The sequence below is a fragment of the Streptomyces sp. NPDC059897 genome, assembly GCF_042730865.1.
GTDB lineage: Bacteria > Actinomycetota > Actinomycetes > Streptomycetales > Streptomycetaceae > Streptomyces.
On record NZ_JBHWKQ010000009.1, the window covers coordinates 39,737 to 66,111 of the forward strand.

Consider the following 26,375-nt stretch of genomic DNA (forward strand, 5'->3'; position numbering starts at 1 on the left):
TCCCTGGCCCTGACCTGCATGAATGATCACTCAGGGAGGCAGGGAGGCCCGCAGGTCAGCAACCCTGAAACCCCCTCCACAGCGCCCCGGCAAGGGGGTGCCTCTGCCTCCCTGAACACCGTTCGGAAGGGATTCCGCATGCTGCCCGAACCCACCCACCGCGCGCCCGGACAAGCGCCCGTCATCGTCCACCAGCCCGCTCCGATACAGCCCGTCCAGGCCGCTCCCGTCGTCGCGGTGCAGCCGGGCCACATCCCCACAGTGCAGACCATCGTGCTGCCCGACGGGCGCGCGGTCACCGGCTACGCCGTCAACCCCGTCCAGCCCGAACCGGTCGCGGTCAAGCCGATCGTCTCACGGGCGGCGGTGAACGTCGCGCTCGGCGGGGTCGGCTTCCTCGCGGTCTGCGGCGGCCTGTTGCTGCTCACCACGTTCGTCGCCGCACTCGCCGCGCTGATCCAGCAGCTCATCATCTTGGCCGCCGTCGTGTTCGGCGGGTGGATCGCGGTGCAGGTCCTCGGGGCCTCGCGCGGCGGTAGCACGGTCAACATCCGCAAGGCCGTCTTCAAGCGCAACCACTTCCACGGCTAGCTACGCCAAGGGCGGCCCCTCACGTCTCGCCAAAGTCGCGGGGCCGCCCTTGTTCATCCAGCACGCTTACACCGAACTGGAGACATCCAGCATGACCCAACCCACCCTCATCCGACGAGACGACCACCGGTCGTTAGGCATCCCGAGCATTTCCCTGGAGTGCCTGCCGATGCTCGCCGCCGCCCTCACAGCGGCCGAACACGGCTGGCACGTCTTCCCCCTGCGCCCTGGCACCAAGCGGCCCGCCCTCCACGGCGAGAACGCGTGCCCGCGCACCGGAGCATGCGCGGACGGGCACGTGAAGTGGGAGCAGCGCGCCACCACCGATCCCGACCGCATCCACGCCGCATGGTCCACCGGCCCGTACAACGTCGGCATCGCCACCGGCCCCTCCGGGCTGCTCGTGGTCGACCTCGACATGCCGAAGGACAAGGGCAGTTCGGACGCGCCTGACGGCGCGGCAACCTTTGGTGCGCTCTGCGAGCGCGCCGGGCACGGCGTCCCCGACACCTACCGGGTGCGGACCGCGAGCGGCGGAACCCACCTGTACTTCAACGCCCCGGACGGCAGCACCTACGCCAACACCGCTGGAACCATCGGCGAGTTGGTCGACACCCGCGCATGGGGCGGCTACGTCGTCGCAGCGGGCAGCACCACACCCGCCGGAGCGTACGAAGCCCTGAGCGGCTCCCTGGCGGCCCCACTGCCCGAATGGCTACAAACCATCCTGAAACCGGCCCCCGCGCGCTCTACGGGCCCGCTGAGGCTCCCCGTGGCCAACGGGAGCCGCGCGGCCCTGGCCGCACTGCACGCGGAGTGCGCCGTCGTGGTGGGAGCCCCGGAGACGCAGCGCAATACAACGCTCAACCTCTGCGCGTTCAAGGTGGGGCGTTTCGTCGCGTGGGGCGACCTTGCTCGGCACGTGGTTGAGGAGGCCTTCCAAGGGGCGGGGGAGTCGTGCGGACTGACGTCGGCCGAGTGCCGGGCCACCATCCGCAGCGCCCTGGACAGCTCGATGCGCAAGGTCCGGCCGAGGGAGGCAGCATGACCGCCGCCCGCTCCCCCTTGGAAGGCCTACCCCAGGACACGACCGGTCCGCAGGCCGCGCGGTCGACCGGAGTTCCGGACGGCGTGGGCGCCCCGAAGCGCGGCGCCGAAGGCGTCCTTTCAGCTCTTCGCCCTGAACCACAACCGCAGCGCGGCGACGGCCGGTACCCCATCGCGTGGCTGCACATCGTCGCCCCGCGCGGCGCCACGCCGACCGCCACCTCGAGGTGCGAGTGCGGCCGCGACCGCAGCGCCATCGGCAAAGCCCGCGTGCTCGCGCTCATCGACGACCACACCGCACACCGCACAGCCTGCCCCCTGCGCAACCCCCAGGAAGGAAGGGCCGCCGCATGACCAGCTCCATCGACGGCGCCGCACTGCTCGACGAGGTGGAAGCCTTCCACCGCCGCTTCAACGTCTTCCCCACCGACGCCGCGTACGTCGCCGTGGCCCTGTGGGACGCACACGCCCACCTGCTCGACTGCTTCGACTCCACCCCCCGCATCGCCTTCCTGTCCCCCGAACCGGGGTCAGGCAAGACGCGGGCCCTGGAGATCGTGGAAACGCTCGTGCCACAGCCCATGACCGCCGTCAACGCGTCCGCCGCCGCCCTGTTCCGCTCCGTCTCCTCGGGCAACGGCAAGCCGACGATCCTGTTCGATGAGATCGACACCGTCTTCGGTCCCAAGGCCGGGGACAACGAGGAGCTACGCGGCTTCCTCAACGCTGGACACCGCCGAACCGGCGTTACCTACCGGTGCATCGGCGACGGCGGCAACCAGAGCGTGCAGGCCTTCCCCTCGTACTGCGCGGTCGCGGTCGCCGGTCTCGGGTCGCTACCCGACACGATCCTCAGCCGCTCCGTCATCGTCCGCATGCGCCGGCGGGCCAGGAACGAGAAGGTCGAGCCGTTCCGGGCGCGCGTCCACGAAGCCGAGGGGCACAAACTCCGTGACCAGCTTGCCGAATGGGCCGAACACGCCCGCGGCTTCGTCATGGGCGCCTGGCCGGACATGCCCGACGGCGTCACGGACCGGCCCGCCGATGTGTGGGAACCCCTGCTCGCCATCGCCGATGCCGTTGGCGGCAACTGGCCCGAGCGGGCCCGCGCCGCGTGCGTCACCCTCGTGACCGCCTCCCGCGCCAACGACAAAGGCAGCATCGGCGTCCGGCTCTTGACCGACCTGCGCGACCACGTCATGTGCGGCATCGATCGCCTGCCCACCGTCGCCATTCTCGACCGGCTCAACTCCATGGACGACGCCCCTTGGGCCGACCTGGGCGGCAAGCCACTCGATAACCGGCGCCTTTCCAAGATGCTCGCCGACTACATGACGGCGGACAACGAACCCATCGCCTCCCGCAACATCAAGACCGGAGCGAGCGTCCTCAAGGGCTACCACGCCGCCGATCTCCACGACGCGTGGCAGCGCTACTGCCCCCCACCCCCGGAAAGTCCGCTACCTCCGCTACCGGGCACCGAAAACCTGATCTGACCTGCGGCAACGCGGTAGCGGCAGGCCCTCCTGCTTGCCGCTACCTATCCGCTACCGCTACCTCGTCCGCTACCTCCGACAGGCCCTCTGACCTGCGAGGTAGCGGCGGTAGCGGAAGTAGCGGACTTCCAGGGGCCGGGCGGCCCCTCCCTCTTCCCGGAGGTCTGTGTGCCCACCGCCGTACCCGAAACTCCCGAGGCCCTGACCGTTCCTGAAGTCATGGAGAAGCTGCGCCTCAGCCGCTTCAAGGTCTACGACCTCATCCGCTCGAACGAACTCCGCAGCATCACGATCGGGCGGGCCCGCCGCATCCCGGTCGACAGCGTCCGCGCGTTCATGCGCGACCGATTGGAGGAAGCTGCCTGATGGCCAAGCGACGCGCCAACGGCGAAGGAACCATCACGAAGCGCAAGGACGGACGCTTCCAGGCCGCCGCCTACGTCTACCGGCCCGACGGGACACGGACGCGGAAGTTCGTCTACGGCAAGACTCGCGAAGACGTGGCCGACAAGCTCACAGAGTTGCAGGAGAAGACCCGCCAGGGCATCCCTGCCGCGTCGTCGACGATGGCGTTTGGCGACTACCTGACGTACTGGCTCGCCACCATCGCCCCGGAGCGGCTCAAGCCCTCAACTCTGAACAGCTACGAGGGATTGACCCGCCTCTACATTCGGCCGGCACTCGGCAAGAAGCGGTTGAACCGACTGTCCCCCTCGGATGTCCGCCGCTTCCTCACGGAGTTCAAGAACTCCTGTCTGTGCTGCCTGCGCGGTGCCGACTACGAGCGTCCCGAGGAAAAGCGCGGGTGCTGCGCCGTGGGCCGCTGCTGCAAGCGGCTTCCCTCCGCGCGGACCGTGCAGTACATCCACGCCGTCCTACGGTCCGCGCTGCAACAGGCAATGCGCGAGGAACTGATCGCGCGGAACGTCGCCCGCATCGTCGAAACGCCGACCGTCACGCCCAAGGAGGTACGTCCGTTGGACCCCGCCGAAGTACGGCTTCTACTCAAGACCGCGCGGCCCCACCGGCTGTACGCCCTGTGGCTCTTGCTCGTCTCCACGGGCCTGCGCCGGGGCGAGGCACTCGCGCTCACCTGGTCGGACATCGACCTCGCGAACCGCCAACTCCGGGTACGGCGGAACGTGCAGCGCATCCGGCGGGAACTGCTCTTCGGGACGCCCAAGACCACCCGGTCCATCCGCACGGTGCCGATGCCCCGGCACGTCGTACGGGCACTCACCGAGCACCGCGAGCAACAGGAGCGGGAGCGCAAGGTCGCGGGGAAGAAGTGGCAGCCCGCGCCCGGTCAGCCGGACGGGCTGGTCTTCACCACGATCACGGGACGCGTGACCGACCCCCGGAGCATGAACCGCATGCTGACCATCCTGTGCCGGGACGCGAAGCTGCGGCGCGTGCGCGTGCACGACCTGCGCCACACCTGCGCCTCGCTCCTGCTCGCGCAGGGGGTAGATGCCCGCACGATCATGGAGACGCTCGGGCACAGCACGATCACGATGACGCTCGACACCTACGCGCACGTGATGGACACGACCCTGCGGGCCGCAGCGGAGCGCATGGACGACGCGCTCAATCTCGACGACCCCGACGAGGAACCGGAGGGGAAGGAGAAGGGCGACTAAGAGCGGCTTTCCGGCCGCGTTGATGTCACCCGCTGATGTCAAAGGCCCCCTGGAGAATCTCCAGGGGGCCTTTGACCAGTGTGCACTCGGCAGGATTCGAACCTGCAACCTTCTGATCCGTAGTCAGATGCTCTATCCGTTAAGCTACGAGTGCTTGTTTTTTCTTTTTTTGTTGTCTCCGTTCCCGGCCTTTCGGCCCGTCCCGGCGACAAGAAGAACATTACATGACTGCCGCCGCCATGTGAAATCCGATTGCCCCACCCCTTCTGACCTGCGGAAACGCACTGCGGGGCAGCGGGCGACCACACCCGGGAAGCACCGAAGCCCCGGTCCTGGTGGACCGGGGCTTCGGATCTTGCTGCGGAGGCGGAGGGATTTGAACCCTCGATGGGGGGTAAACCCCAAACCGCATTAGCAGTGCGGCGCCATAGACCGGACTAGGCGACGCCTCCAGCGCAGTCCCCTCTCGCGCGGACGCGATTGGGTGCGTGCAGATGATGACACAGCGGAGCGCCGCCTCACCAATCGCCCCCCACGGTACTAGGAGGGCAGGCCACAGGGCAAAGCCTGGGGTGTCGGGCCGCAACGTCGGGGCGGGTACGGGCGTTGAGCACGGCATGTTCATGCGCATCTCTTCCCGCATCTCTTCCCGAATCCCTTCCCGAGTGCTCGGCTCCGTCGCGACCGTCGTCGCCCCGCTCGCCCTCCTCGCGGCCACCCCCGCCGCCGCGCACGCGGACGCGGGCAGCGGGTTCGGGTTCGGGCCCGGGCCCGACCACCTGACCATCACCGTCACCGAATCGGACAACGGCAGCGACGGGACGTACGAGCTGGACTGCTCGCCCGCCGGCGGGACGCACTCGGATCCCGGCGCGGCCTGCGGGCGGCTCGACGAGCTGGAGGCGGAGGGCGTCGACCCGTTCGCTCCCGTCGCCGGCGACGCGCGCTGCACCATGCAGTACGGAGGCCCGGCCACCGCCCGCGTCACGGGGAACTGGCACGGCCGCGCCGTCGACTCCTCCTACGCGTTGAGCAACGGCTGCGAGATCTCGCGGTGGCAGCAGTTGGAGCCCGTGCTGCCTGCGACGGGGCAGTGACCCTCGGTCCAATGGTCACAGGCTCGTGACTCGGCGCGCTCGGGATCCCCACATCCTCTACGTGGGCTCCGTCGCATCCGGCGCCTCTCGTCCAACCACTGCCCGTAGACTCCCTCCCGTGATACGCCGCGGACCACGAGGCAGGATGGTCCGCGCGGTCGGCAAGTCGCAGTAATCAGGGAGGAACCGTCGTCGTGAGCAGCAGGCCATCCCGAGGCGCTGCTCGCCTCGCAGCCATACTTGACGCGCTTCCGGACGGGCTGTTGCTCGTCAACACCAACGGAACCGTGGTCAACGCCAACTCCATCGCCCTGGAGTCCTTCGAGGCCCCGGGCACGGCACTTGTGGGGCGCGGCCTGCTCGACCTCCTGCCCGAGTTCGACTCGCGGCTGATCCCCGGCTCCATGCGCCGGCCGGACACCGTGACCGACGAACGCGGGCGGACCAAGCCGACGCGGATGACCGCGCGGCGCACCGACGCGAGCGAGTTCCCCGTCGAGGTGACCTCCGCGAACCTCTCCGACGGCGCGCGCGACGCGGTCGATCCGTACAGCACCGGCGGCGGTCAGGCGTACAGCGGCTCCGAGCTGCTCATGCTCGTCGTGCGGGACCTGTCGGGGGCCGTCGACACCGAGGCCGAACTGGCCCGTTCGCAGCGGCAGACCGAGATGATCCTGCGCGCCGCGTCCGAGGGCGTCGTCGGCACCGACACCGACGGGCGCATCGTGCTCGTCAACCCCGCCGCGGCGCAGATCCTCGGCTTCCGGGCGAGCGACCTCGGCGGCCAGGAGCTGCACCCGCTCATCCTGCACTCGCGTCCGGACGGTGAACCGTTCCCGTACGAGGAGTCCCCGCTCGCCGACACGCTGCGCTCCGGGCGCAAGCACCGGGTGCGCGGCCAGGTGCTGTGGGCCAAGGACGGCTCCAAGGTGCCCGTCGACATGACGACGGCTCCGGTGCGCGACGGGGACCAACTGGTCGGCGCCGTCATGACGTTCGCCGACCGCAGCTCCGTCGAGAAGCTGACCGTCGAGCACTCCGAGGAGATCGCCCGGCGCGACGAGGCCGCCGAGAAGGAGCGCGAGGAGCACGCCGCGGAGCTCCAGCGGGTCACCGAGGAGAGCGCCGCCGAGCTCCAGCGGGTCACGGACGAGAGCGCCGCCGAGCTGGAGCGGGTGCGCGAGGAGCTGGGCTCCGAGCTCACCTCCGTGCGCGAGGAGCTGACCGGTGAACTCGCCGCCGTCCGCGAGCAGCACGCCGAGGAGCTGTCCGCCGAGAAGGAGCGGGGCGCCTCGCTCGCGGAGCGCGAGAAGGACCGTTACGAGGCGCTGGCCGCGCGGCACACGCAGCTGCTCGCCGTGCTCGGGCAGTCGCTGCGCGGGCCGTTGGACGAGCTGCGGCACGAGCTGAGCCAGCTCGCCGCCGACGACGCGGGCCAGTTGTGGCCCGAGGCCAACCAGGTGCTGCACCACCTGGCCGCCGGGTACTCGCGGATGACGACCCTCGTCGACAACGTGCTGGCCTATCAGACCTTGGACGAGGGCGGTTCGCTGCTCTCCCGTACGAACGTCATGTTCGACGCCGTCGTCGCCGCGGGTGTCGACGGCGCCGTCGAGCTGATCGGGCCCGGCCGGGTGCAGTTCGCCGTACACGCGCCGCCGATCGAGGCCGAGGTGGATGCGGGACGGCTCGCGACCGCGCTCGCGCACCTGATCGCCGACGTCGCCGGGATCGACGCCACCGGCAATGCCCGCACGCCCGCGACGTCCGGATACGTCGACTCGACCGTCGTCGTGGCCGCCGCGCAGCGGGGCGCGAACGTACGCATCGAGGTGCGCGGTCCCTACTCGGGCGGCGACCCGGTGCACGAGCCGATCGTGCACGGCATCGTGCGGGCGCACGGCGGTGTGCTGCAGACGCACGAGGTGCCGGGCATGAGCGGCAGCGCGTACGTCCTCGAAGTGCCGATCGGGACGGGCGCCGGGGCCGGGGTCGTGCCCGCTGCCGGTGTCGTTCCCGACGGGGTCGCCGACGGCGTGCCCGCCCAGGCCGATGCCAATGTCTCCGTCGAGGCCTCCGAGTCCACGGAGTCCCACGAGGTCTCCGCCGAGGCGAACCCGAACCTTCCCGCGCAGGCCACCGGTGGCGGCAACAGGCGTCGCAGGGCGCGCCGGGCCGCCGGACCCTCGACGGACGCGTTCCTGGAGAGCAGCGTGTCTGGCGGTGCTCCGTCGGCGCCGGCTCCTTCCAGCGGTACGGGCCGCAGGCGCGGACGTCCCGCCCAGGAGGAGGCCGCGGCCCAGGGTGCCGTGGTGACCTCGGCCGAACACGAGGCGAGTGCCCCGGCCCTGGGCGAAACGGTGCCGCCGCAGGGCGTGCCCGCGCCGACCGGGCGCAGGGCCCGGCGCGCCGGACGTCAGGAGCAGGCCGCTCTGCCCGCGCTGCCGTCCGGGACCGCCACCGACGGTGAGCAGGGGGCCGAACCGGCTCAGGGCGAGCTTGAGTTGGCCGGCGCCGGGGCCGCGCAGCCTTCCGGGCGGCGGGCGCGGCGTGCGCTCGGCAGCGCGCAGCCGACCCAGGACGCGCAGGACGCGCAGGGTGCTCCCGCGGGTGGGCAGAGGGCGAGGGCACAGCAGCAGGCCGGTCCGCGCGAGGTGTTCGCGCTGCCGCCCGCCGAGGCCGACCGCACGCCGCAGGCCCTGCCCGAGACCGAGGCACGGCCCGAGGCGCAGGCCCAACCGCAGGCCGAGGCGTCGGCCGACGTGCAGGCCGAGGCGCAGCCCGATGTGCGGCCCGCCCCCGCTGACGTACCGCAGGAGCAGGACGCGCAGGCCGCCCCGCGGGAGAGCGGCATTCGACCGCAGCCCCTCCCGTTGCCGGACGAGGCGCACCAGCACGACACCGCCGGGGCGCACCCGGCCGCGGACCACACGCCGCCACAGCCGCATCCGGCGCAGCCCACGCCCGCACAGGGCACGCCGACGGCGGGTGGCGCGGGCGCCGCGCTGCCGCCGGAGAGCACGCCGGGCAGCGAACCTGAGGAAGCGGCGGCGGACCAGGTACAGGCCCCGGTCCAGGTCGAAGCCGAGGCTGAGGCCGAAGCCGAGGCCGCGAACCAGGCGGAGCCCCAGCCCGCGCCGCAGCCCGCGCCGCAGCCCGCGCCCCAGCCCGCGCCCCAGCCCGCGCCGCAGCCGGCGGCCCAGCCGGAAGCCCAGCCCGCGCCGCAGCCGGGCCCGCAGGCGGAGGCTCAGCCAGAGCCCCAGCCGCAGAGCGCCCCGGTCGGCGAGTCGGAGAGCGCGCCCACGGCCCCGGCCGACGGCACCCCGCCCCCCGCCGCCGCCCAGCCGCTGCCCGCCGAGGCCCCGAAGCCACAGGCTCAGGACCAGGCCCCGTCCGGTGACACCAGCTCGACGCAGGGGCGTGCCTTCAGCGTGCGGACGCTGGGGCAGGGCGTGCCGTTCGGGCGCCAGGTCGCCGGGCAGCAGCGTCGGCCGCAGCCCCCGGCTCCCCAGCCGCTTCCGCCGCAGGCTCCGCCGCGGCCGAGCGCCGCGCCGCAGGCCGGCCAGGCGCAGGGCCAGACGCAGGGCGGTTCGGGGACGTTCGGCGGCTCCGGCACGCTCGGCGGTTCCGGGCGGCGCCGCAAGCTGTCGAATCGCAAGGACCAGCCGGACACCGGCAGCGCCACCGCGCAGCCCCCGGCGCAGAACACCCCGACGCCCGGCACCCCGCCCCAGGGCACCGCTCAGGGCACGCCTCCGCAGGGCACGCAGGCCCGGCCGCACCCGCAGCCGATCCTCTCGCCGAACTCCTCCGAGGGCGGCGGCCGCGCCTACGCGATCGGCGCCCCCGAGCAGGACGGCGTCGAGGGCCCCGAGCCGCTGGACGGCCCCGGTGGCGCCGTGGAGGTCGCCAACCGGCCGCAGCCGATGCCGATGGACGACGAGCTGCCGCCCGAGCCGCTCGACAACCCGCGCCGCCTCCTCGTCTGGCCCGCGCCGGACGTGGCGACGCAGCAGGCGCTGAGCGACCGTGGCTACCGTCCGGTGACCGTGCACTCCCGTGAGGAGGTCGACGCGCAGATCGCGGCGTTCCCCGCCGCGCTGTTCGTGGACCCGCTGACCGGGCCGATCACGCGGACCGCGCTGCAGTCGCTGCGCCAGGCGGCCGTCGCGGCCGAGGTGCCGGTCCTGGTGACCGCGGGCCTCGGTCAGGCCTCGCGCGATGCCGCGTACGGCGCCGACCCCGCCGTACTGCTGAAGGCGCTCGCCCCTCGGGACAGCGAGCAGCACCCGCCGCGGGTGCTGCTGATCGAGGAGCACGAGGAGATCGCGCTCGCCCTGACCGCGACCCTGGAGCGGCGCGGGATGCAGGTCGAGCGGGCCGCGAACGACGCGGACGCGGTGGCCATCGCCTCCGAGCTGCACCCGAACCTCGTCGTGATGGACCTGCTGCAGGTGCGGCGCCGCCAGGCGGGAATCATCGACTGGCTGCGTGCGAACGGGCAGTTGAACCGCACGCCGCTGGTCGTCTACACCGCCGCCGTCGACCCCGCCGAGCTGCCGAGGCTCGCGGCGGGGGAGTCGGTGCTGTTCCTGGCGGAGCGTTCGACGAGCGCCGAGGTACAGGGCCGGATCGTGGACGTACTGGCGAAGATCGGCACAAACTGAGCGTCAGATCCTGAGTCTCGGCCCCTGAGTCTCGGGCTCTGAGCCTCAACACGCGTACGGGGGCGGCCCTTTCGGGCCGCCCCCGTTTCACGTGAAACAGGCCGTCACAGCTTGGTGACGTCCAGGTCCCCCTCGGCGTACTGCTTACGCAGCACCTTCTTGTCGAACTTGCCGACGCTGGTCTTCGGCACCGCGGGGATGATCGTCCAGCGCTCCGGCAGCTGCCACTTGGCGACCTTCTCGGCGAGGAACGAGCGCAGCGTCTCGAAGTCGGCGCTCGCTCCCTCCTTCAGCACGACGGTGGCGAGCGGCCGTTCGCCCCACTTGTCGTCGGGCACGGCGACGACCGCGGCCTCGGCGACGTCCGGGTGGGACATCAGCGCGTTCTCCAGGTCGACGCTGGAGATCCACTCTCCGCCGGACTTGATGACGTCCTTGGCGCGGTCGGTGAGCGTGAGGAAGCCGTCGGGGCTGATGGTGCCGACGTCGCCGGTCTTCAGCCAGCCGTCCTCGCTGAACTTGTCCTCGGGGCGCATCGGTTCACTGTCCGCGCCCGCGTAGTACGCGCCCGCGATCCACGGCCCGCGCACCTCCAGCTCGCCCGCCGACTCGCCGTCCCAGGGCAGCTGCTCGCCGCCGGGGCCGGTGAGCCGCCCCTCGACGCCGGCCGGGAAGCGGCCCTGCGTGAGCCGGTACGCGAACTCCTCCTCGCTGCCCGGTTCGACACTGGCCGGGGGACGGGCGACGGTGCCGAGCGGGGAGGTCTCCGTCATGCCCCAGGCGTGGCAGACCCGCATGCCCAGGTCGTCGAAGGCCTTCATCAGCGAGGGCGGACAGGCCGCGCCGCCGATGGTGACCTGCGTGAGCGTCGAGACGTCGCGCGGCTTGGCGGTGAGCTCGGCGAGCAGGCCCTGCCAGATGGTGGGGACGGCCGCGGCGTGCGTGGGGCGCTCGGTCTCGATCATCTCGGCGAGCGGCGCGGGCTGCAGGAAACGGTCCGGCATCAGCATGTTCACGCCGGTCATGAACGTGGCGTGCGGCAGGCCCCAGGCGTTGACGTGGAACTGGGGGACGACGACGAGCGAGGTGTCGGCGTCCGTGAGGCCCATCGACTGCGTCATGTTGACCTGCATGGAGTGCAGGTAGATGGAGCGGTGCGAGTAGACGACGCCCTTGGGGTCGCCCGTGGTGCCCGAGGTGTAGCACATGGCGGCGGCACGGCGTTCGTCGAGCTCGGGCCAGTCGTACGTGGTCGGCCGGTCCGCGATCAGTTCCTCGTACTCGTGCACCTGCGCGGAGGCGCCGTCGAGTACGGAGCGGTCGCCCGGTCCGGACACCACGATGTGCTCGACCGTGGGCAGCTTCGAGAGCAGCGGGGCGATCATCGGAAGCAGCGAGCCGTTGACGATGACGACCTTGTCGGCGGCGTGGTTCACGATCCACACCAGCTGCTCGGCGGGCAGCCGCAGGTTGAGCGTGTGCAGGACCGCGCCCATGCACGGCACGGCGAAGTACGCCTCGACGTGCTCCGCGTTGTTCCACATGAGGGTCGCGACCCGGTCGTCCTCGCGCACGCCGAGCTCGTCGCGCAGCGCGCCGGCGAGCTGGTGGGCGCGCTCGGCGGATTCGCGGAAGCTGCGGCGGTGCGGCTCGGCCTCGCCGGTCCACGTGGTGATCTGGGACGATCCGTGCACCCGCGCGCCGTGTTGCAGAATGCGGGTCACGGTCAGCGGTACGTCCTGCATCGTGCTCAGCACGGCGTCCTCCCGGTGGGCGCTACGGAGCAGTAGGTTTCCGCCGATTCTCACTGCGTACCACTCGGTATGTCACTACTTCCGGGAATGATCGATCAGCGAATCACTCGGCAAGCACCGCTGGTCACGCCGTGTGCCGCAGTTCCGGGTCCTCGCGGAGCTTGCCGAGCGCCCGCGACACCGCGCTCTTCACCGTGCCGATGGAGACGCCCAGCACCTGGGCCGTCTGGGCCTCGCTCAAGTCCTCGTAGTAGCGCAGGACGACCATCGCCCGCTGCCGGGCGGGCAGCTTCGTGATGGCGCGCCACATCGCGTCGTGCAGCGCCTGCTGCTCGGCGGGGTCCCCGGTCGGCGTCTCCCGGTGCTCCGGCAGCTCGTCGCAGACGAACTCGTCGATCTTGCGCTTGCGCCACTGCGAGGTACGGGTGTTCAGCAGGGCCCTGCGCACATAGCCGTCGAGCGCCCGGTGGTCCTCGATCCGGTCCCACGCGACGTACGTCTTCGCGAGCGCGGTCTGCAACAGGTCCTCGGCGTCGCACGGGTTCGACGTCAACGACCGGGCGGTGCGCAGCAGCACGGGCTGGCGGGCCCGGACGTACGACGCGAACGACGGGTACGTCGCGGCTGCCGGGCGCGCCACCGCGGCGGTGCGCGGCGTGGCCTCGGGTGCGCTGGTGCGGACAGGCGCCAGGGTTGCGGTCATGGCTCCACGCTATGAGCGCCCCCTACTTCCGGGGATCGGCCGGAGGTCCCGAAGCGGCGTCCGCCTCAGGTTGTACGAGGGGTGCTGGCCCCACCTCCTGAAGGTGGAGTCAGGGGTGCTGTCCCCTGGGGGACGGCCCTGACTCCCTCTCTCGCCCGGGAGCGGGGACGGACGCGTCCTTCAGCCGTCCGGACCCGTCCTTCAGCCGTCCTTCAGCCGTCTGCCCCCAGGATCAGCCCCGAGGTGGGGACGCCGGTGCCCGCGGTGACCAGAGCCGTGGCCGCGCCCGATATCTGGTTCACCGCCGTGCCCCGCACCTGCCGCACGCCTTCCGCTATGCCGTTCATCCCGTGCAGATACGCCTCGCCCAATTGTCCCCCATGGGTGTTGAGCGGCAGCCTTTCCTCCGCCACGAATCCGGCCGCCTCGCCCGGCGCACAGAAACCGAACTCCTCCAGCTGCATGAGCACGAACGGCGTGAAGTGGTCGTAGAGGATGCCCACGTCGATGCCGTCGGGCCCGAGGCCCGCCGTGCGCCACAACTGCCGCGCCACGACGCTCATCTCGGGCAGGCCCGTCAGCTCGTCCCGGTAGAAGCTGGTCATCTGCTCCTGCGCGCGGCCCGCACCTTGCGCCGCCGCCCGGATCACCGCCGGCGGGTTCGGCAGATCGCGGGCCCGCTCCACGCTGGTGACGACGATCGCCTGCCCGCCGTCCGTCTCCTGGCAGCAGTCGAGCAGCCGCAGCGGGTCGACGATCCAGCGCGACTCCGCGTGGTCGGCGAGCGTGATCGGCTTCTCGTAGAAGTACGCCGCCGGGTTCGTCGCCGCGTATTTGCGGTCGGTGACCGCGACATGGCCGAACGCCTCGGGGGTCAGCCCGTACGTGTGCAGATAGCGCTGCGCCGCCATCGCCACCCAGGACGCCGGGGTGAGCAGCCCGAACGGCAGGTTCCAGCCGAGCGCCGCACCCTCCGCAGACGGCTCCCTGTGCTGCACGCCCGAGCCGAAGCGTCTGCCCGAGCGTTCGTTGAAGGCCCGGTAGCAGACCACGACGTCGGCCACGCCGCTCGCCACCGCGAGGGCGGCCTGCTGCACGGTGCCGCAGGCCGCGCCGCCTCCGTAGTGCACCCGCGAGAAGAAGGAGAGCTCCCCCATGCCCGCGGCCTGCGCCACGGTGATCTCCGGGTTGGTGTCCATGGTGAAGGTGACCAGGCCGTCGACATCGGCCGGGGACAGGCCCGCGTCGTCGAGTGCCGCGTGCACCGCCTCCACCGCGAGCTTCAGCTCGCTGCGCCCGGAGTCCTTGGAGAACTCCGTGGCACCGATGCCGACGATCGCGGCCCGCCCGCCGAGCCGGTCCTTTCCGCGCACGCTCATGCCGCGCTCCCCTCGTGGACGACGACCGTGACCGTGCCGGTGACGTGGTTGCCGATGCCGTTCCTGCCGACGACCCGCACCTGTGTCGTGTCGCCATCCACCTCGGTGATCGTGCCGGTCAACACCATGGTGTCGCCCGGGTAGTTGGGGGCGCCGAGCCGTATCGCGACCTTACGTAGGACGGCGTTCGGCCCGAAGTGGTCGGTGATGTACCGCCCCACCAGGCCGTTCGTCGTCAGGATGTTCATGAAGATGTCGGGGGAGCCCTTCTGGTGCGCCAACTCCGCGTCGTGGTGCACGTCCTGGTAGTCGCGCGAAGCGATGGCCCCGGAGACGATCAGCGTTCGGGTGATCGGGATCGTCAGGGGCGCGAGCTCGTCCCCGACCTGCGTCCTGATCTCGTCCCGGGCCTTCGTCCTGAGCTCTTCTCCGGCCTTCATACGGCCTCCCCTCCGTCGGCCGCGCCCGCTCCCGACGCGATCACCTCGCCCAGCTCCTCCAGGAGTTCGGCGCCGCAGCCCAGATATCCGTCCAACTGTCGGCCCCACAGGAAGTGCCGGTGCACCGGGTGGTCCAGGTCGGCGCCCATGCCGCCGTGCAGATGCTGGCCCGTGTGCACGGCCCGCTTGCCCGCCTCGGATGCCCACCAGGCGGCGGTCATCGCATGGCTCTCGTGGTCGAGCCCGGCGTCGCGCCGCCAGGCCGCCTCGTACGTGGTGACCCGGATCGCCTCGATGTCCATGTACGCCTCCGCCGCGCGGAGTTGGACGCCCTGCTTGGCGGCGAGCGGCCTGCCGAACTGCTCCCGCTCGTTCGTGTGGTCCACGGCCCGGGCCAGCGATCCGGCGCAGACCCCGGCCTGCAGCCCGGCGAAGGCGGTCCGCGCGGCGGCGAGCACGTCCGCGTAGGCCTCGGGTCCGCCGATCCGCTCGGCCGGCACGCCGTCGAGCACGAGCCGCCCCGCCGACCAGGGCGCGGTCAGCTCGACCGGCTCGCACCCGGCGTCCTCCGCGCGGATCATCCACAGGCTGTGGACAGTGCTTCCACTTTCACCCCGTACCGCCACCAGCACATGCGTCGCGTCCCGCAGCCATGGCACCCACGGCACAGCCCCGGAGAGCCGCGCCCGCCCGTCCGGCAGGGCATCCACCACGATCCCACCGCGCGCGGGAAACGCCCCCGCCGCCACGGCGGAGCCGTCCCGGAGGCCCGGCAGCAGCCGCTCCCGCTGCGCGTCCGTGCCGTGCGCCGCCACCGCCAGGAGGCCGTACACACAGCTCGCGGCGAACGGCACCTGCGCCGTCGTCCTGCCCTGCTCCTCCAGCATCAGGGCGAGCCCGAGCAGCCCGGTCTCCTCCACGGCGCCCGGCAGGCCCGCCGCGCCCAGCTCCTTCCAGAGCTCGCCGTCCGTGCCGCCGCAGAGGCCCGCGAGCCGCTCCGGCGTGGACAGATCGCCGAAAATCCGCGCGGCGAGATCCCGCGCCGCCTCCTGCTCCGGGGTGGGGGTGAAGTCCATGTCAGACCCCCTCGACGACACGGAAGACGGGGAGCTCCAACTCATCGTCCACAGCGAGGAATTCGAGCCGTACGGGCATCCCGATGCGCACCTTGTCGCTCGGCACCCCCACGACGTTGCTCACCATGCGTACGCCCTCCGCCAGCTCGATCAGCCCCACCGCGTACGGAGGAGCGAAGGCGGGGAAGGGTGGATGGTGCATCACCACGTAGCTGTAGACGGTGCCCTCGCCGCTCGCCTCGACGGTGTCCCACTCCTGCCCGCCGCACCTGTTGCACCCCGGCAGCCAGGGGAAACGCAGCGTCTCGCACGCGCGGCAGCGCTGGATGAGCAGCCGGTGATCGGCGACGCCCTCCCAGAAGCCCGCGTTGTCCCGGTTGACGACGGGCCGCGGCCGCCGGCCCGTGCCCTTCTTCGCCGCCCCGCTGCTGGTCGAACTCCGCTTGGCGGGCGTGTACTTCAGGATCCGGAACAGATGCGTCCCGGCGATCTCTCCACCCACCCGCACGTTCATCCGTGTCGTGATGAAGTGCCCCGTACCCAGCTTCGTCGTCTTCAGCGGCGAGACCGACTCGATCACCGAGTCGTACGTGATCGCGTCGCCGGGCCGCAGCGGCCGCAGATACTCCTGCTCGCAGTCGGTGGCGACGACCGAGGTGTACCCCGCGCCGTCGAGCAGCCCGAACAGCTCGTCGTGGGCGGGCGAGCGCCCTTCGTAGCTGGTCAGGCCCGCCATCGTCCAGGCCTGCAGCATGGTGGGCGGCGCGATCGCGTCCGGCCCCTGGTAGGCCGGGTTCGTATCGCCCATGGCCTCGCACCAGTGCCGGATCATCGGCGCGTTCACCGGGTCGAGGCCGGCGGCCTCGGTGGCCGCCACCCGCCCCTCGAAGGTCTTCAGCTTCTCGTACGCCAAGGGCTCGTGCCCCATGAACTCCTGCCCCGCAACACCCGCGCTCACCGCTTCCCCCTCCGCATCCCGAGCCGCATCGTCGCCACGATCTCCCGCTGCACCTCGCTCACCCCGCCACCGAAGGTGTTGATCTGCGCCGCGCGGTTCATCCGCTCCAACTCGCCGTCGCCCACCCCCGTTTCCTCACCGAGCGAACCGGGCGACCCGGCCCGCACCCACCCGGCGTCGCCCGCGATCTGCTGACATATTCGATACGTCTCGACCGCGGATTCCGTTCCCGCGAACTTCACGCCGCTGGCGTCCCCGGGGGCCAGCCGACCCGCCCCGACATCCCCCACCAAACGCCAGTTGAGCAGGCGCGTTGCCGCCAGCCGGGCATGCGCTTCGGCGAGTTGGGACCGGACCCAGGGCGCGTCAACGCGGCGCTCACCCGTCACCGGATCGGGGGTGCGGGCGGCGTCTGCCACCCGCTCGTAGAAGTCCTCGGCCTGCATCCCGATCGCGGCGAGGGCGACCCGCTCGTGGTTGAGCTGGTTGGTGATCAGACCCCAGCCCGCGTTCTCCTCGCCGACGAGGTTCGAGCCGGGGACCCGGATCCCGTCGTAGTACGTGGCCGTCGTGGTCAGGCCGCCGACGGTGTCGATCGGGGTCCACGAGAAACCGGGCGCGTCGGTCGGCACGAGGATGATCGAGATGCCCTTGTGCTTGGGCGCCTCGGGGTCGGTCCGGCAGGCGAGCCAGATCCAGTCGGCGTTCTGCGCGTTCGACGTGAACACCTTCTGCCCGTCGATCACCCAGGAAGCACCTTCATCGCTCCCTCCGTCGCGCACCGCGCGCGTGCGCAGGGAAGCGAGGTCCGTGCCCGCCGACGGCTCGCTGTAGCCGATCGCGAAGACCAGGTCGCCCGTGAGGATCCGGGGCAGGAAGTAGGCCTTCTGCTCCTCGGTGCCGTACTTCATGAGCGTCGGGCCGACCGTGTTCAGCGTGACCATGGAGACCGGCGCGCCGGCCCGGTACGCCTCGTCGAAGAAGACGAACTGCTCGTCGGCGCCGCGCCCCTGCCCGCCGTACTCGGTGGGCCAGCCGAGCCCGAGGAGTCCCTCGGCCCCGATGGCGCGCAGCAGTCGGCGCTGGCCGACCGGGTCGTCGGCGGCCGGTGGGCCGCCCGGCATCAACGTACGGAATCTCTCTCGCAGTTGGGCGCGCAGCTCGCGCTGGCGCTCGGTGGGGGCGAGGTGCACGGCGGCTGCCCTCCAGGACTGGCCTCGTACCGACAAGGGTTTCTGACTGTCCGTCAGATACCGATGGGTGTCAAGGGATCAGCACGCCACCGCCCCGCACGTACGCGGCGAACACGCCTGCGCGGCGGCACCGAAGCACCGCCGCGCAGACTGTCACGCACCCCACGGAAGACCCCCGCAGCGCAGGAGCCGGTGGCTTACCAGAGCTCGGTGAAGTTCACGTTCACGTTCGACTGGTCGATCGCCGTGAACCCGGACCCGTTCACCTGAGCCTCGTTGTTCTGGTTCGAGGCGCCGTTGCCGACGGCCTGCTGCTGCGTGGTGGACGAGTTGCCGTAGTTGTCGTCACCGACACCACTGCCACTGACGGTCGCCACCCCCGCGTTCGATCCGTTGTCCGCGAACGAGCCGTTGTCTGCCATGGCCACTCCGGAGAAGAGGGCTGCCGCGAGGGGCAGAGCGGCGACGGCGGCGATGGCGCGGGCAGTACGGATGGAAGCCATGTCTATTCCTCCAGGACAGGAAGTACGCTCCGGGCGCTCGGACGAGGTCCGGCACCCGTCAAGTACGGGATGTACCAGGGCAGTTGGCCGACCGCCCCGGCGAAGTTCACGACGTCGCGAGATCAGAATTGCCCACCGAATCCCCGGCGAACCACCCCGGAAGCCGCTATTCGCTCGCAAGCGTGAGGACATGTCGATAAACCCTCTTCACACCCGGAAAACCCCAGCTCAGCCCGGAGTGCGCCACCTCGGGACCAGCCGTGCCCAAGCAGCCCAAACGACGAAGCGTTTCAGCACATTTTTGGTAAATGCTTCCCTCGGATGACCAGCCCCACTTCCCTTCTTCGAACGTACGTACGAAAATGGGGGCATGGCCACCATGGACCGGCACCCGCCCCACTGCCCACCCCACCCGTCCCTCGCGACCCTGGCCCTCGCGCACGCCCTGTCCGCCGCCGAGCGCGGCCTCGCCGTCATCCCCCTGGCCAGGACCAAACTCCCGGCGCTGCCCTCGCCGCACCGCGGCGACCCGCCCACGGCCCCGCGCTGCCACGGCGAATGCGGCCTCCCCGGGCACGGTGTGTACGACGCGTCGACCGATCCGCGCCGCATCCGCGCGCTCTTCGCGGCCGCGCCCAGGGCGACCGGCTACGGCATCGCGTGCGGCCTGGCCCCGCACCACCTCATCGGCGTCGACCTGGACACCAAATCCGGCACCGACGCCTCCGCCTCCCTGCGTGAGCTGGCCTTACGGCATCTCTTCACGATCCCCGACACCGTGGTCGTGGCCACCCCGAGCGGCGGCCGGCACCTGTGGCTCTCCGGTCCGCCGGACGCCGTCGTGCCGAATTCCGCGGGCCGCCTCGCCCCCGGCATCGACATCCGGGGTGCGGGCGGCTACCTCGTGGGGCCCGGATCGCGCACCGAGCACGGCGTCTACGGCACGGTCCCCGGCACCGGGCACCTGCCGCCGGCGCCCTGCCCACCGGCGCTCCTGCGCCTGCTCACGCCCCCGCCGCGCGCGCACCACCCCATGACGGGCCGTCCCGGTCAACACGGCCTCGGCCTCGTCCAGTTCGTCCTCAGCGCCCACGAGGGCCAGCGCAACACCCGCCTGTTCTGGGCGGCCTGCAGGGCGTACGAGAACGGCGTCGGCGACACCCTCGCGGACGCCCTGGCCGACGCGGCGGTGCGCACCGGCCTGACCGAGCGGGAGGCCCGCTCGACGATCGCCTCGGCGGCACGCCTCACGGCAGAGCCGTAGCGCCCCGAACACGCGTGAGCCCCCGACCCGGATCCCGGTTCGGGGGCTCACTCAACTGTGCGGTGGGTGTGGGATTTGAACCCACGGAGGCTCTCGCCTCGACGGTTTTCAAGACCGTTCCCTTAGGCCGCTCGGGCAACCCACCCCGCGCCGTAACGGTCTTGAAAACCGTCGAGGCGCGGGACAAGCGTAGCGGGTCGGGTCGCGGGCTCGGTCAGCTGTCGCCCTTGCGCTCGCCCAGGGTCACGTCGACCGTCTGCTCCTTGCCGTCGCGCGTGTAGGTGAGCTTCACGGAGTCGCCCGGCTTGTGCGTCCAGATCTGGCCGATCAGGGTCGGCCCCGAGTCGATGGGCTGCTCGTCGAGCTTCGTGATGACGTCGCCGGGCTTGAGGCCCGCCTTGGCCGCAGGACCGTTCGGCGTGACGGCCGCGGAGCCGCCCGCGCCCTGCTCGGTGATCTTCGCGCCGCCGGTGCCCTCCTCCAGGGAGACGGAGGCCCCGATCACCGGGTAGACCGGCTGCCCGGTCTTGATGAGCTGCTGGGCGACCATCTTCGCCTGGTTGATCGGGATGGCGAAGCCGAGACCGATCGAGCCGGACTGGCCCGAACCGCCGCCCATGCCGCCGCTGGAGGCGGACTGGATGGCGGAGTTGATGCCGATCACGTTGCCGTTGCCGTCGAGCAGCGGGCCGCCGGAGTTGCCCGGGTTGATCGACGCGTCGGTCTGCAGGGCGCTCATGTACGAGGCCTTGCTGCTGCCGGTGCCGTCACTGGAGGCCACCGGGCGGTCCTTCGCGGACACAATGCCGGTCGTCACCGTGTTCGACAGGCCGAAGGGCGCGCCGATCGCGATGGTCGAGTCGCCGACCGCCACCTGGTCCGAATTGCCGAGCGTGAGCGGCTTCAGGTCGTCCGGCGCGTTCTTGAGCTTGATGACCGCCACGTCGTAGCCCTGCGCCTTGCCGATCACCTCGGCGTCGTACTTCTTGCCGTTCGAGAACGTCGCCGACAGCTTGCCGCCGTCGGCCGCCTCCGCCACCACGTGGTTGTTGGTGAGGATGTGGCCCTGCTTGTCGTACACGAAGCCGGTGCCGGTACCGCCCTCGCCGCTGTTGCCCTCGGCCTCGATGGTGACCGTGCTGGGCAGCGCCTTGGCCGCGATGCCCGCGATGGTGCCCTTGTCGCGCTTGAGGTCGGCCGGGTTGGAGGCGGAGACGGTCGTCGAACCGGTGCTCGACCCGTCGCCCCGCTCGGCCGCCCAGTAGCCCACACCGCCGCCGACCGCGCCCGCGACCAGTGCCGCCGCGATGATCCCGGCGGCCAGGCCGCCGCGCCGGCCGCCCGGCTTGGGCGCGGGCTGCTGGTACGAGGCGCCCCAGCCCGCGCCGCCACCGCCCGACGCGTAGGCCGGCATGGCGGGCGGCGGGGGCGGCCAGTCGCCGCCGTGGGCGGGTCCTGCCGCACCCGGCACGCCGGACGCGGCACCCTCGGAGGATGCCGCGGGCGCGGCGGGAGCAGCGGGAGCGTCCACCGGCACGGGAGGTGCGGACGGGGCCGGCGGTACCTCGGTGCCCTCGTTCTCGGTGCTCACAGCTTTCTCTCCTCGATCCACGGCTGTCGTCGCCGATCCGTCCTGTCTGGATGCCCCGGGCCGGCGGCTGTCACGCGCGCCACCGTCCCGGCATGGCCCTGTCACGGTCCACTTGTGCTGTTGTACGCCGTCAGCCTTTCCCACGGGACGTCAGGCCACCGTAAGACGATCCTGTGCGTCCCCCGCCATCCTTTACGTCCGGCAAAACGGACGCATCCGCTGGGCCGAACTTTTCCTGGTCGCCTGCCGCTCGGTGGCACCATGACGCGGTGACCCTCGCACAACAGCAGCGCATTCAGGTCGTCGCCCACCGCGGTGCCTCCCAGGACGCCCCCGAGCACACCCTGGCCGCCTACAAGAAGGCCATCGAGGACGGCGCGGACGCCCTCGAGTGCGATGTGCGACTCACGGCCGACGGTCATCTCGTATGCGTGCACGACCGCCGCGTCAACCGTACGTCGAACGGCCGTGGAGCCGTCTCCACACTGGAGCTCGCGGAGCTCGCCGCCCTCGACTTCGGCTCCTGGAAGGGCCACGACGAGGTCCCCGACTGGACGGGCAGCGCGGCCGACACCTCCGACACCTCCGTCCTGACGCTGGAGCGCCTCCTTGAGCTGGTCACCGACGCCGGACGCCGGGTGGAGCTGGCGATCGAGACCAAGCACCCCACGCGGTGGGCGGGGCAGGTGGAGGAGCGGCTGCTGCTCCTGCTCAAGCGGTTCGGTCTGGACGCCCCGGCGCCCGACGAACCTTCGCGCGTGCGCGTGATGAGCTTTTCCGCGCGCTCCCTGGCCCGCGTCCAGGAGGCCTCTCCGACGCTGCCGACGGTCTACCTGATGCAGTTCGTCTCGCCCCGCCACCGCGAAGGGCGCCTCCCCAGGGGCGTGCACATCGCGGCCCCCAGCATCCGGATCGTGCGCAACCACCCCGCGTACGTCGCGAAACTCGCGCGCGCGGGTCACCAGATCCACGTCTGGACCGTGGACGAGCCCGAGGACGTCGACCTCTGCGCGAGCCTGGACGTCGACGCGATCATCACCAACCGGCCCGCGGCGGTGCTGCGCCACCTCGGCAGGTCCTGAGGCGGGGCGCGCGGGACGGTCCGCGGCAGGGACCGGATCCGGCCACCTTTCCCCCGGAGCCGTCACAGGGTGTGCCCCGGCGCGTTCGGACGGTATTCGATCGTCACGAGTGCGTCACCGGAAGCGGGATGGCCGGTTTCCGGTCCAGTCCATTGGGGCATTCACACCGTGGCGTGGGGCAAAGGAGGTCTCGGGGGTGGCGTTGGTGGTGGCACAGGAGGTGCCCGCGTCGTCGAGCATGGCCGTACCCCATGGCCCTGCGGGCGTGGGCGCGGCAAGACGTCGCATGCGTGAACAACTGCGCATGAGCGGCGTACCGGAAACGGTCATCGACGATGCGGTTCTCATCCTTTCCGAACTGCTCAGCAATGCGTGCCGGCACGGCCGGCCGCTCGGCGACGATCTGGCCGGCGACGGTGACGTTCGCGCCGCCTGGCGGGTCGACGACCGCGGCTGCCTCGCGGTCGAGGTGACGGACGGCGGCGGGCCCACCCGCCCGATTCCGGCCACACCCTCGATCACGGCGCACGGCGGCCGCGGGCTCAACATCATCACGGCGCTCGCCGACGACTGGGGCGTACGTGACGGCATGCGCGGCGAGGTCACCGTCTGGGTGATCGTCCACAAGGACGTGCACGCGGAGGCCATGGCGCAGCGCCGGGACGACTTCGCCTCACGGGTGGCCGCGCCACCCGTCGGGGACCTGGCGGACCTGGCCTTCCCGGACGCGTTCGACGAGCTGGGCTGAAAACCGGCCGGGCGCGGCCAGTTGGGCTGAATCCCCCTCTTGTCAGTACGAGCGGCTAGGCTCGCCGCCGTACGTACGAGAGCCGTATCCGGGAGACACCCAAGATGGCCAAGAAGCGCCCGCAGACCAAGGGCAAGCCGCACGTCACCGCAGGCGAGGTCCCCGTCGTCGGTGCCCGCGAACCCTGCCCCTGCGGCAGCGGTCGCCGCTACAAGGCCTGCCACGGCCGCGTCGCCGCGCACGCGGTGACCGAGCTGGTGCAGCGCCCCTTCGAGGGCCTGCCCGGCGAGGGCGACTGGGTCGCGCTGCGCGAGCTGGTGCCCGCGGCGACGGTCGAGCTGACCCTGAAGGACGGGCTCCCCGAGGGCGTCCCCTCGGTGACCCTCGCCACCGTGCTGCCCATGGCCTGGCCCGCGCTGCGCCGCGACGACGGCTCGGTCCTGCTCGGCCTGCAGAACGAGACGCCTTCCGGGGACATCAGCCGCGACCTGGCCGACACGCTGCAGCGCGCGCTGACCGCGGAGCCGGGCAACCCGGTGCAGACCCGCCGCGCGCCGGCCGACGGTCCGCGACTTCAGGACGTGCTCGCCCCGGAGGGCACTTTCGAGCCCATCGTCCACACGGGCTTCGAATTCTGGGTTCCGGACTCCGAGAACGCGTCGGGCGAGGTGGCCGCCTCCCTGGAGCGGGCCAACGCGGCGGCGATCCCCACCGTGAAGCTCTCCGGCGTGGACAGCGCCTACTGGTGCGAGACGCCGGAGAAGAACCACCTCCGGTGGGTCATGCCGCACGCGGAGGAGAAGCTGCTCGACGCGCTGGCGCGGCTGCACGCGGCGGGCACGTCGTCGCTCGGCGAGGGCACGCGTCTGGTGGGCTCCTTCAGAGCGCACGGCCTGACCGTTCCGGTCTGGGACCTGCCGAGCTCGGTGCGGGCGGAGGACATCGAGAAGCCCGCCGCCGAGTTCGCCGAGCGACTGGCCGGCGCGCTGGCCACGGACGCACCGCTGACCCCGGACGAGCGTCGCGCTCGCGGCGGGCTCACCAATCGACAGGTGACGCTCAGCTGATTCACAGCTTCGGGTGGGCTGACCGACCAGTCAGCCCACCAGGACGGGAAAACCTCTCGAACCGCAAGGTGAGCCGGGTCACAACTCCCGGTAGTTGCAGGTAAATCCATGTCCGAATAGAAGAGATCGAATTTGCTAACCGGCGATCTCTTGTTACCGTTCAAGTAGCCCGGTTGCTGGTGCATCCCCCGTCGCCAGCAACCGGGCGCTTCCATGTCCGCTCAGCGGCCGCCGGGCCTCAACCCCCGTGCGACGGCGCCGAGTTGCTTCCGGAGCGCAGTAGCAGCGGGCCTTCCCCGCCCCTCGCGTACTCCGCCACCGCCGTGTACTGGCCGGGTTCTCCCCGCGTACGTCCCCGCGGTGTCTCGCACATCCCCGGTTCGTCCTCCGCACCCACCACGCAGTGCAACTGCACCGTGCGTCCACCGGGTGCCATCAGGGTCAGTACGGCGGTCAGATCCGAGCCCGTCGCGTTGCGGTAATAGGTACGCGCCCATGTGTCGTGCCCCTGAACGAGCACGCAGGTCTGCGCCTCGATGCCGTCCGGGGCGGACAGTTGGGGACCGCAGTGGGCCTCGGTGGTCAGGCCGAGACCGGTCAGCAAGGAGGGCTTTCCGGCCTTCTGATCGGCCGGCTTGTCGTCCCTGCTGGTCGTTTCCGCGGCCTTGGCCTCAGTGGCCTGCGCTTCGGCAGGCTTGGCTTCGGCAGGTTTGGCCTCGGCGGGCTTGGCCTCGGTGGCCGGCTGCCGCGTGGGCCCGTCGTCCACCGGACCCGCGGACGCGCCCGCCAGCGGCAGCGCCGCCGTGAGGACCACCACGGCGAGCAGACCGAACAGTCGAAGTCGCGCGTGCGGCCGCTCCCGCTCGGTCTCGTCCGGGAGCTGGGGGGAGCGTGGCGCGGCAGGCATGCGCCGAAGATATCGGCGCGCACCCCGCCCACCGGCCCGCCGCGCGCCGGATTCCGCTACAACTCGGGCGCGCTCACACCCGTACGGGTGAGGGCATCGACGACCGTGCCGACCACGGCCTCCACATCCGGTACCCAGGGGGCAGCGGAGCCGGGCAGCGGGGCACGCTCCCAACGCACCTGCCCCGCACCCGAGATCGACGGCGGCAGGGCGAGATACCCGCCCTCGCCGTGGAAGCGCAGCGATCCGGGTACAAAGTCCTGCGCGTACAGGAGTTCGCCGAGCTGCTCCATCGAGTACGGCGCCACGAGGATCGCGAGCCGCTCCGGCGTCGCGATCACCGGGCCGAGCCGGACGTCCCTGCGGTCGAACGCGGCGAGCGCGCGGGCGCCCGCGACGGCCGGGAGGCTCACCGCACAGGGCGCGCGCCCCTCCGAGGCACCGGACGGTGCGCCGGTGGCGAGCACGATCGGCGCTTCGGGGCGGTTCGTCCACCACCAGCGGACCATGCGCTCATCGGTCGTCGCGGCGAGCAGCCCCGGGTCGAAGGGGTGCGCGCCGGGCACCGTGCACTCCGGGTCGGGGCAGGCGCAGCGGACGCCGTCACGACGTCCGCCCGCTTCGAGCCCTATGCCCGGCAGGACCGGCCACTGCCACGCTGTCGCGAACGTGAGGGCCGCGCTGATCAGGTCAGACTTCCCGTTGTCACGCCTGGACAGGAGCCTGCGTCGCCTTCCGAGGATCTCGCGCATGAGCGCTCGTTCCTTTCCGTAGACCGAAGAGAACGCTATGGGCCACATCACACCATGTGTCGATCAGTCACTGCGCGTACGTGTTGGAGCGCCACACCCCAGCCGGAATCACCGGCCCGAGGCAGGGTTGTACCCCTATAGTCCGAGCGCCTGCTGTGTGCTTTAAAAGCCTGGCGTGGGGTGGCGGCGCCTGGCGTTTGCCGTCCCGCGTATTTCTCGCCGCCTCCGCCACGGGAGGATGGGACTCGGTCGCCGATGGTTATGACGCCCGGTTCCGTCACCAGGTTCCGGGCGGATCCCAACTGCCCCTGGTCTTCACCGACTACGTACCCATCACGGCCGCCATGACGCTCTGTCGACCACAGCTGAACAATGCCAGTCGACCGCAATGGGCGCTTCCCTCAGGCAGTTTTTGGCCAT

Annotated in this window: 23 protein-coding genes and 3 tRNA genes; 12 read left to right on the forward strand and 14 right to left on the reverse strand. The window is 71.3% G+C overall.

The window, feature by feature from the left end; all coding sequences use genetic code 11:
• Nucleotides 1-138 precede the first annotated feature (138 nt).
• The 6 genes from ACFV9W_RS12620 (at nt 139) to ACFV9W_RS12645 (ending at nt 4,774) form a co-directional block, all read left to right on the forward strand.
• Nucleotides 139-591, forward strand: a complete 453-nt coding sequence (locus ACFV9W_RS12620; protein ID WP_385758811.1) for a hypothetical protein — start codon at nt 139-141, stop codon at nt 589-591.
• A gap of 169 nt (nt 592-760) precedes the next feature.
• Complete coding sequence (locus ACFV9W_RS12625; protein WP_385759273.1) at nt 761-1,639, forward strand: bifunctional DNA primase/polymerase; 879 nt, start codon at nt 761-763, stop codon at nt 1,637-1,639.
• A complete protein-coding gene (locus ACFV9W_RS12630) occupies nt 1,636-1,992 on the forward strand; it encodes a hypothetical protein (RefSeq protein WP_385758814.1) in 357 nt (118 codons plus the stop codon). Before ACFV9W_RS12625 ends, ACFV9W_RS12630 begins: the two co-directional genes overlap by 4 nt.
• A complete protein-coding gene (locus tag ACFV9W_RS12635) occupies nt 1,989-3,134 on the forward strand; it encodes a DUF3631 domain-containing protein (protein WP_385758817.1) in 1,146 nt (381 codons plus the stop codon). Before ACFV9W_RS12630 ends, ACFV9W_RS12635 begins: the two co-directional genes overlap by 4 nt.
• Nucleotides 3,135-3,302: 168 nt before the next feature.
• Nucleotides 3,303-3,500: a helix-turn-helix domain-containing protein gene (locus ACFV9W_RS12640; protein ID WP_385758820.1), complete on the forward strand. Its 198-nt coding sequence runs from the start codon at nt 3,303-3,305 to the stop codon at nt 3,498-3,500.
• The gene (locus ACFV9W_RS12645; RefSeq protein ID WP_385758823.1) at nt 3,500-4,774 is read left to right on the forward strand and encodes a tyrosine-type recombinase/integrase; all 1,275 of its coding nucleotides are present in this window, start codon (nt 3,500-3,502) and stop codon (nt 4,772-4,774) included. Before ACFV9W_RS12640 ends, ACFV9W_RS12645 begins: the two co-directional genes overlap by 1 nt.
• Before the next feature lie 81 nt (nt 4,775-4,855).
• Here the strand turns inward: ACFV9W_RS12645 and ACFV9W_RS12650 are convergent.
• Nucleotides 4,856-4,928 (reverse strand) — tRNA-Arg (locus ACFV9W_RS12650).
• Between the two features lie 207 nt (nt 4,929-5,135).
• Nucleotides 5,136-5,226, reverse strand: a tRNA-Ser gene (locus ACFV9W_RS12655).
• A 171-nt stretch (nt 5,227-5,397) separates the two neighbouring features.
• On the opposite strand from ACFV9W_RS12655, the gene ACFV9W_RS12660 reads away from it, so the two are divergent.
• A complete protein-coding gene (locus ACFV9W_RS12660) occupies nt 5,398-5,871 on the forward strand; it encodes an SSI family serine proteinase inhibitor (protein ID WP_385758825.1) in 474 nt (157 codons plus the stop codon).
• A gap of 194 nt (nt 5,872-6,065) precedes the next feature.
• Entirely contained in the window at nt 6,066-10,538 is a 4,473-nt protein-coding gene (locus ACFV9W_RS12665; protein ID WP_385758828.1) for a PAS domain-containing protein, read from the forward strand.
• 104 nt (nt 10,539-10,642) lie between these two features.
• Here ACFV9W_RS12665 and ACFV9W_RS12670 read toward each other — a convergent pair whose 3' ends face one another.
• The 8 genes from ACFV9W_RS12670 to ACFV9W_RS12705 form a co-directional block, all read right to left on the reverse strand.
• The gene (locus ACFV9W_RS12670) at nt 10,643-12,295 is read right to left on the reverse strand and encodes a long-chain fatty acid--CoA ligase (protein ID WP_385758830.1); all 1,653 of its coding nucleotides are present in this window, start codon (nt 12,293-12,295) and stop codon (nt 10,643-10,645) included.
• A gap of 121 nt (nt 12,296-12,416) precedes the next feature.
• Complete coding sequence (locus tag ACFV9W_RS12675; RefSeq protein WP_385758832.1) at nt 12,417-12,995, reverse strand: SigE family RNA polymerase sigma factor; 579 nt, start codon at nt 12,993-12,995, stop codon at nt 12,417-12,419.
• A 212-nt stretch (nt 12,996-13,207) separates the two neighbouring features.
• Entirely contained in the window at nt 13,208-14,374 is a 1,167-nt protein-coding gene (locus ACFV9W_RS12680; RefSeq protein ID WP_385758834.1) for a lipid-transfer protein, read from the reverse strand.
• The gene (locus ACFV9W_RS12685; protein ID WP_385758837.1) at nt 14,371-14,814 is read right to left on the reverse strand and encodes a MaoC family dehydratase; all 444 of its coding nucleotides are present in this window, start codon (nt 14,812-14,814) and stop codon (nt 14,371-14,373) included. The genes ACFV9W_RS12680 and ACFV9W_RS12685 overlap by 4 nt, the downstream gene beginning before the upstream one ends.
• The gene (locus ACFV9W_RS12690) at nt 14,811-15,890 is read right to left on the reverse strand and encodes an acyl-CoA dehydrogenase family protein (protein WP_385758840.1); all 1,080 of its coding nucleotides are present in this window, start codon (nt 15,888-15,890) and stop codon (nt 14,811-14,813) included. The genes ACFV9W_RS12685 and ACFV9W_RS12690 overlap by 4 nt, the downstream gene beginning before the upstream one ends.
• 1 nt (nt 15,891) lies before the next feature.
• On the reverse strand, nt 15,892-16,818 hold the full coding sequence (locus ACFV9W_RS12695) for a bifunctional MaoC family dehydratase N-terminal/OB-fold nucleic acid binding domain-containing protein (RefSeq protein WP_385759276.1): 927 nt from the start codon (nt 16,816-16,818) through the stop codon (nt 15,892-15,894).
• A 26-nt stretch (nt 16,819-16,844) separates the two neighbouring features.
• Nucleotides 16,845-18,041 carry an acyl-CoA dehydrogenase family protein gene (locus ACFV9W_RS12700; protein ID WP_385758842.1) on the reverse strand — a complete coding sequence of 399 codons (1,197 nt, stop codon included), beginning with the start codon at nt 18,039-18,041 and terminating at the stop codon, nt 16,845-16,847.
• 197 nt (nt 18,042-18,238) lie between these two features.
• Entirely contained in the window at nt 18,239-18,544 is a 306-nt protein-coding gene (locus ACFV9W_RS12705; protein ID WP_385758845.1) for a hypothetical protein, read from the reverse strand.
• 370 nt (nt 18,545-18,914) lie between these two features.
• On the opposite strand from ACFV9W_RS12705, the gene ACFV9W_RS12710 reads away from it, so the two are divergent.
• Nucleotides 18,915-19,808, forward strand: coding sequence for a bifunctional DNA primase/polymerase (locus tag ACFV9W_RS12710; protein WP_385758848.1), 894 nt, complete (start codon nt 18,915-18,917; stop codon nt 19,806-19,808).
• Nucleotides 19,809-19,868: 60 nt separating this feature from the next.
• On the opposite strand, the gene ACFV9W_RS12715 is transcribed toward ACFV9W_RS12710, so the two are convergent.
• Nucleotides 19,869-19,953 (reverse strand) — tRNA-Ser (locus tag ACFV9W_RS12715).
• Between the two features lie 69 nt (nt 19,954-20,022).
• Nucleotides 20,023-21,399: a S1C family serine protease gene (locus ACFV9W_RS12720; protein ID WP_385758851.1), complete on the reverse strand. Its 1,377-nt coding sequence runs from the start codon at nt 21,397-21,399 to the stop codon at nt 20,023-20,025.
• Between the two features lie 269 nt (nt 21,400-21,668).
• On the opposite strand from ACFV9W_RS12720, the gene ACFV9W_RS12725 reads away from it, so the two are divergent.
• The 3 genes from ACFV9W_RS12725 (at nt 21,669) to ACFV9W_RS12735 (ending at nt 24,296) form a co-directional block, all read left to right on the forward strand.
• A complete protein-coding gene (locus tag ACFV9W_RS12725; protein ID WP_385758854.1) occupies nt 21,669-22,481 on the forward strand; it encodes a glycerophosphodiester phosphodiesterase in 813 nt (270 codons plus the stop codon).
• A gap of 109 nt (nt 22,482-22,590) precedes the next feature.
• On the forward strand, nt 22,591-23,229 hold the full coding sequence (locus ACFV9W_RS12730) for an ATP-binding protein (RefSeq protein WP_385758857.1): 639 nt from the start codon (nt 22,591-22,593) through the stop codon (nt 23,227-23,229).
• 104 nt (nt 23,230-23,333) lie between these two features.
• The gene (locus ACFV9W_RS12735; RefSeq protein ID WP_385758859.1) at nt 23,334-24,296 is read left to right on the forward strand and encodes a DUF5926 family protein; all 963 of its coding nucleotides are present in this window, start codon (nt 23,334-23,336) and stop codon (nt 24,294-24,296) included.
• Nucleotides 24,297-24,534: 238 nt separating this feature from the next.
• Here ACFV9W_RS12735 and ACFV9W_RS12740 read toward each other — a convergent pair whose 3' ends face one another.
• Nucleotides 24,535-25,203, reverse strand: coding sequence for a hypothetical protein (locus tag ACFV9W_RS12740; protein ID WP_385758862.1), 669 nt, complete (start codon nt 25,201-25,203; stop codon nt 24,535-24,537).
• Between the two features lie 56 nt (nt 25,204-25,259).
• Complete coding sequence (locus tag ACFV9W_RS12745) at nt 25,260-25,955, reverse strand: bifunctional DNA primase/polymerase (protein WP_385758865.1); 696 nt, start codon at nt 25,953-25,955, stop codon at nt 25,260-25,262.
• Nucleotides 25,956-26,375 lie beyond the last annotated feature (420 nt).

What these genes read in the sequence shown, in the direction of transcription:
- ACFV9W_RS12620 (WP_385758811.1), top strand. Translation starts at nt 139, where the DNA reads ATGCTGCCCGAACCCACCCACCGCGCGCCCGGACAAGCGCCCGTCATC.
- ACFV9W_RS12625 (WP_385759273.1), top strand. Translation starts at nt 761, where the DNA reads ATGCTCGCCGCCGCCCTCACAGCGGCCGAACACGGCTGGCACGTCTTC.
- ACFV9W_RS12630 (WP_385758814.1), top strand. Translation starts at nt 1,636, where the DNA reads ATGACCGCCGCCCGCTCCCCCTTGGAAGGCCTACCCCAGGACACGACC.
- ACFV9W_RS12635 (WP_385758817.1), top strand. Translation starts at nt 1,989, where the DNA reads ATGACCAGCTCCATCGACGGCGCCGCACTGCTCGACGAGGTGGAAGCC.
- ACFV9W_RS12645 (WP_385758823.1), top strand. Translation starts at nt 3,500, where the DNA reads ATGGCCAAGCGACGCGCCAACGGCGAAGGAACCATCACGAAGCGCAAG.
- ACFV9W_RS12660 (WP_385758825.1), top strand. Translation starts at nt 5,398, where the DNA reads ATGCGCATCTCTTCCCGCATCTCTTCCCGAATCCCTTCCCGAGTGCTC.
- ACFV9W_RS12675 (WP_385758832.1), bottom strand. Translation starts at nt 12,995, where the DNA reads ATGACCGCAACCCTGGCGCCTGTCCGCACCAGCGCACCCGAGGCCACG.
- ACFV9W_RS12680 (WP_385758834.1), bottom strand. Translation starts at nt 14,374, where the DNA reads ATGAGCGTGCGCGGAAAGGACCGGCTCGGCGGGCGGGCCGCGATCGTC.
- ACFV9W_RS12685 (WP_385758837.1), bottom strand. Translation starts at nt 14,814, where the DNA reads ATGAAGGCCGGAGAAGAGCTCAGGACGAAGGCCCGGGACGAGATCAGG.
- ACFV9W_RS12690 (WP_385758840.1), bottom strand. Translation starts at nt 15,890, where the DNA reads ATGGACTTCACCCCCACCCCGGAGCAGGAGGCGGCGCGGGATCTCGCC.
- ACFV9W_RS12695 (WP_385759276.1), bottom strand. Translation starts at nt 16,818, where the DNA reads ATGGGGCACGAGCCCTTGGCGTACGAGAAGCTGAAGACCTTCGAGGGG.
- ACFV9W_RS12705 (WP_385758845.1), bottom strand. Translation starts at nt 18,544, where the DNA reads ATGGCTTCCATCCGTACTGCCCGCGCCATCGCCGCCGTCGCCGCTCTG.
- ACFV9W_RS12710 (WP_385758848.1), top strand. Translation starts at nt 18,915, where the DNA reads ATGGCCACCATGGACCGGCACCCGCCCCACTGCCCACCCCACCCGTCC.
- ACFV9W_RS12735 (WP_385758859.1), top strand. Translation starts at nt 23,334, where the DNA reads ATGGCCAAGAAGCGCCCGCAGACCAAGGGCAAGCCGCACGTCACCGCA.
- ACFV9W_RS12740 (WP_385758862.1), bottom strand. Translation starts at nt 25,203, where the DNA reads ATGCCTGCCGCGCCACGCTCCCCCCAGCTCCCGGACGAGACCGAGCGG.
- ACFV9W_RS12745 (WP_385758865.1), bottom strand. Translation starts at nt 25,955, where the DNA reads ATGCGCGAGATCCTCGGAAGGCGACGCAGGCTCCTGTCCAGGCGTGAC.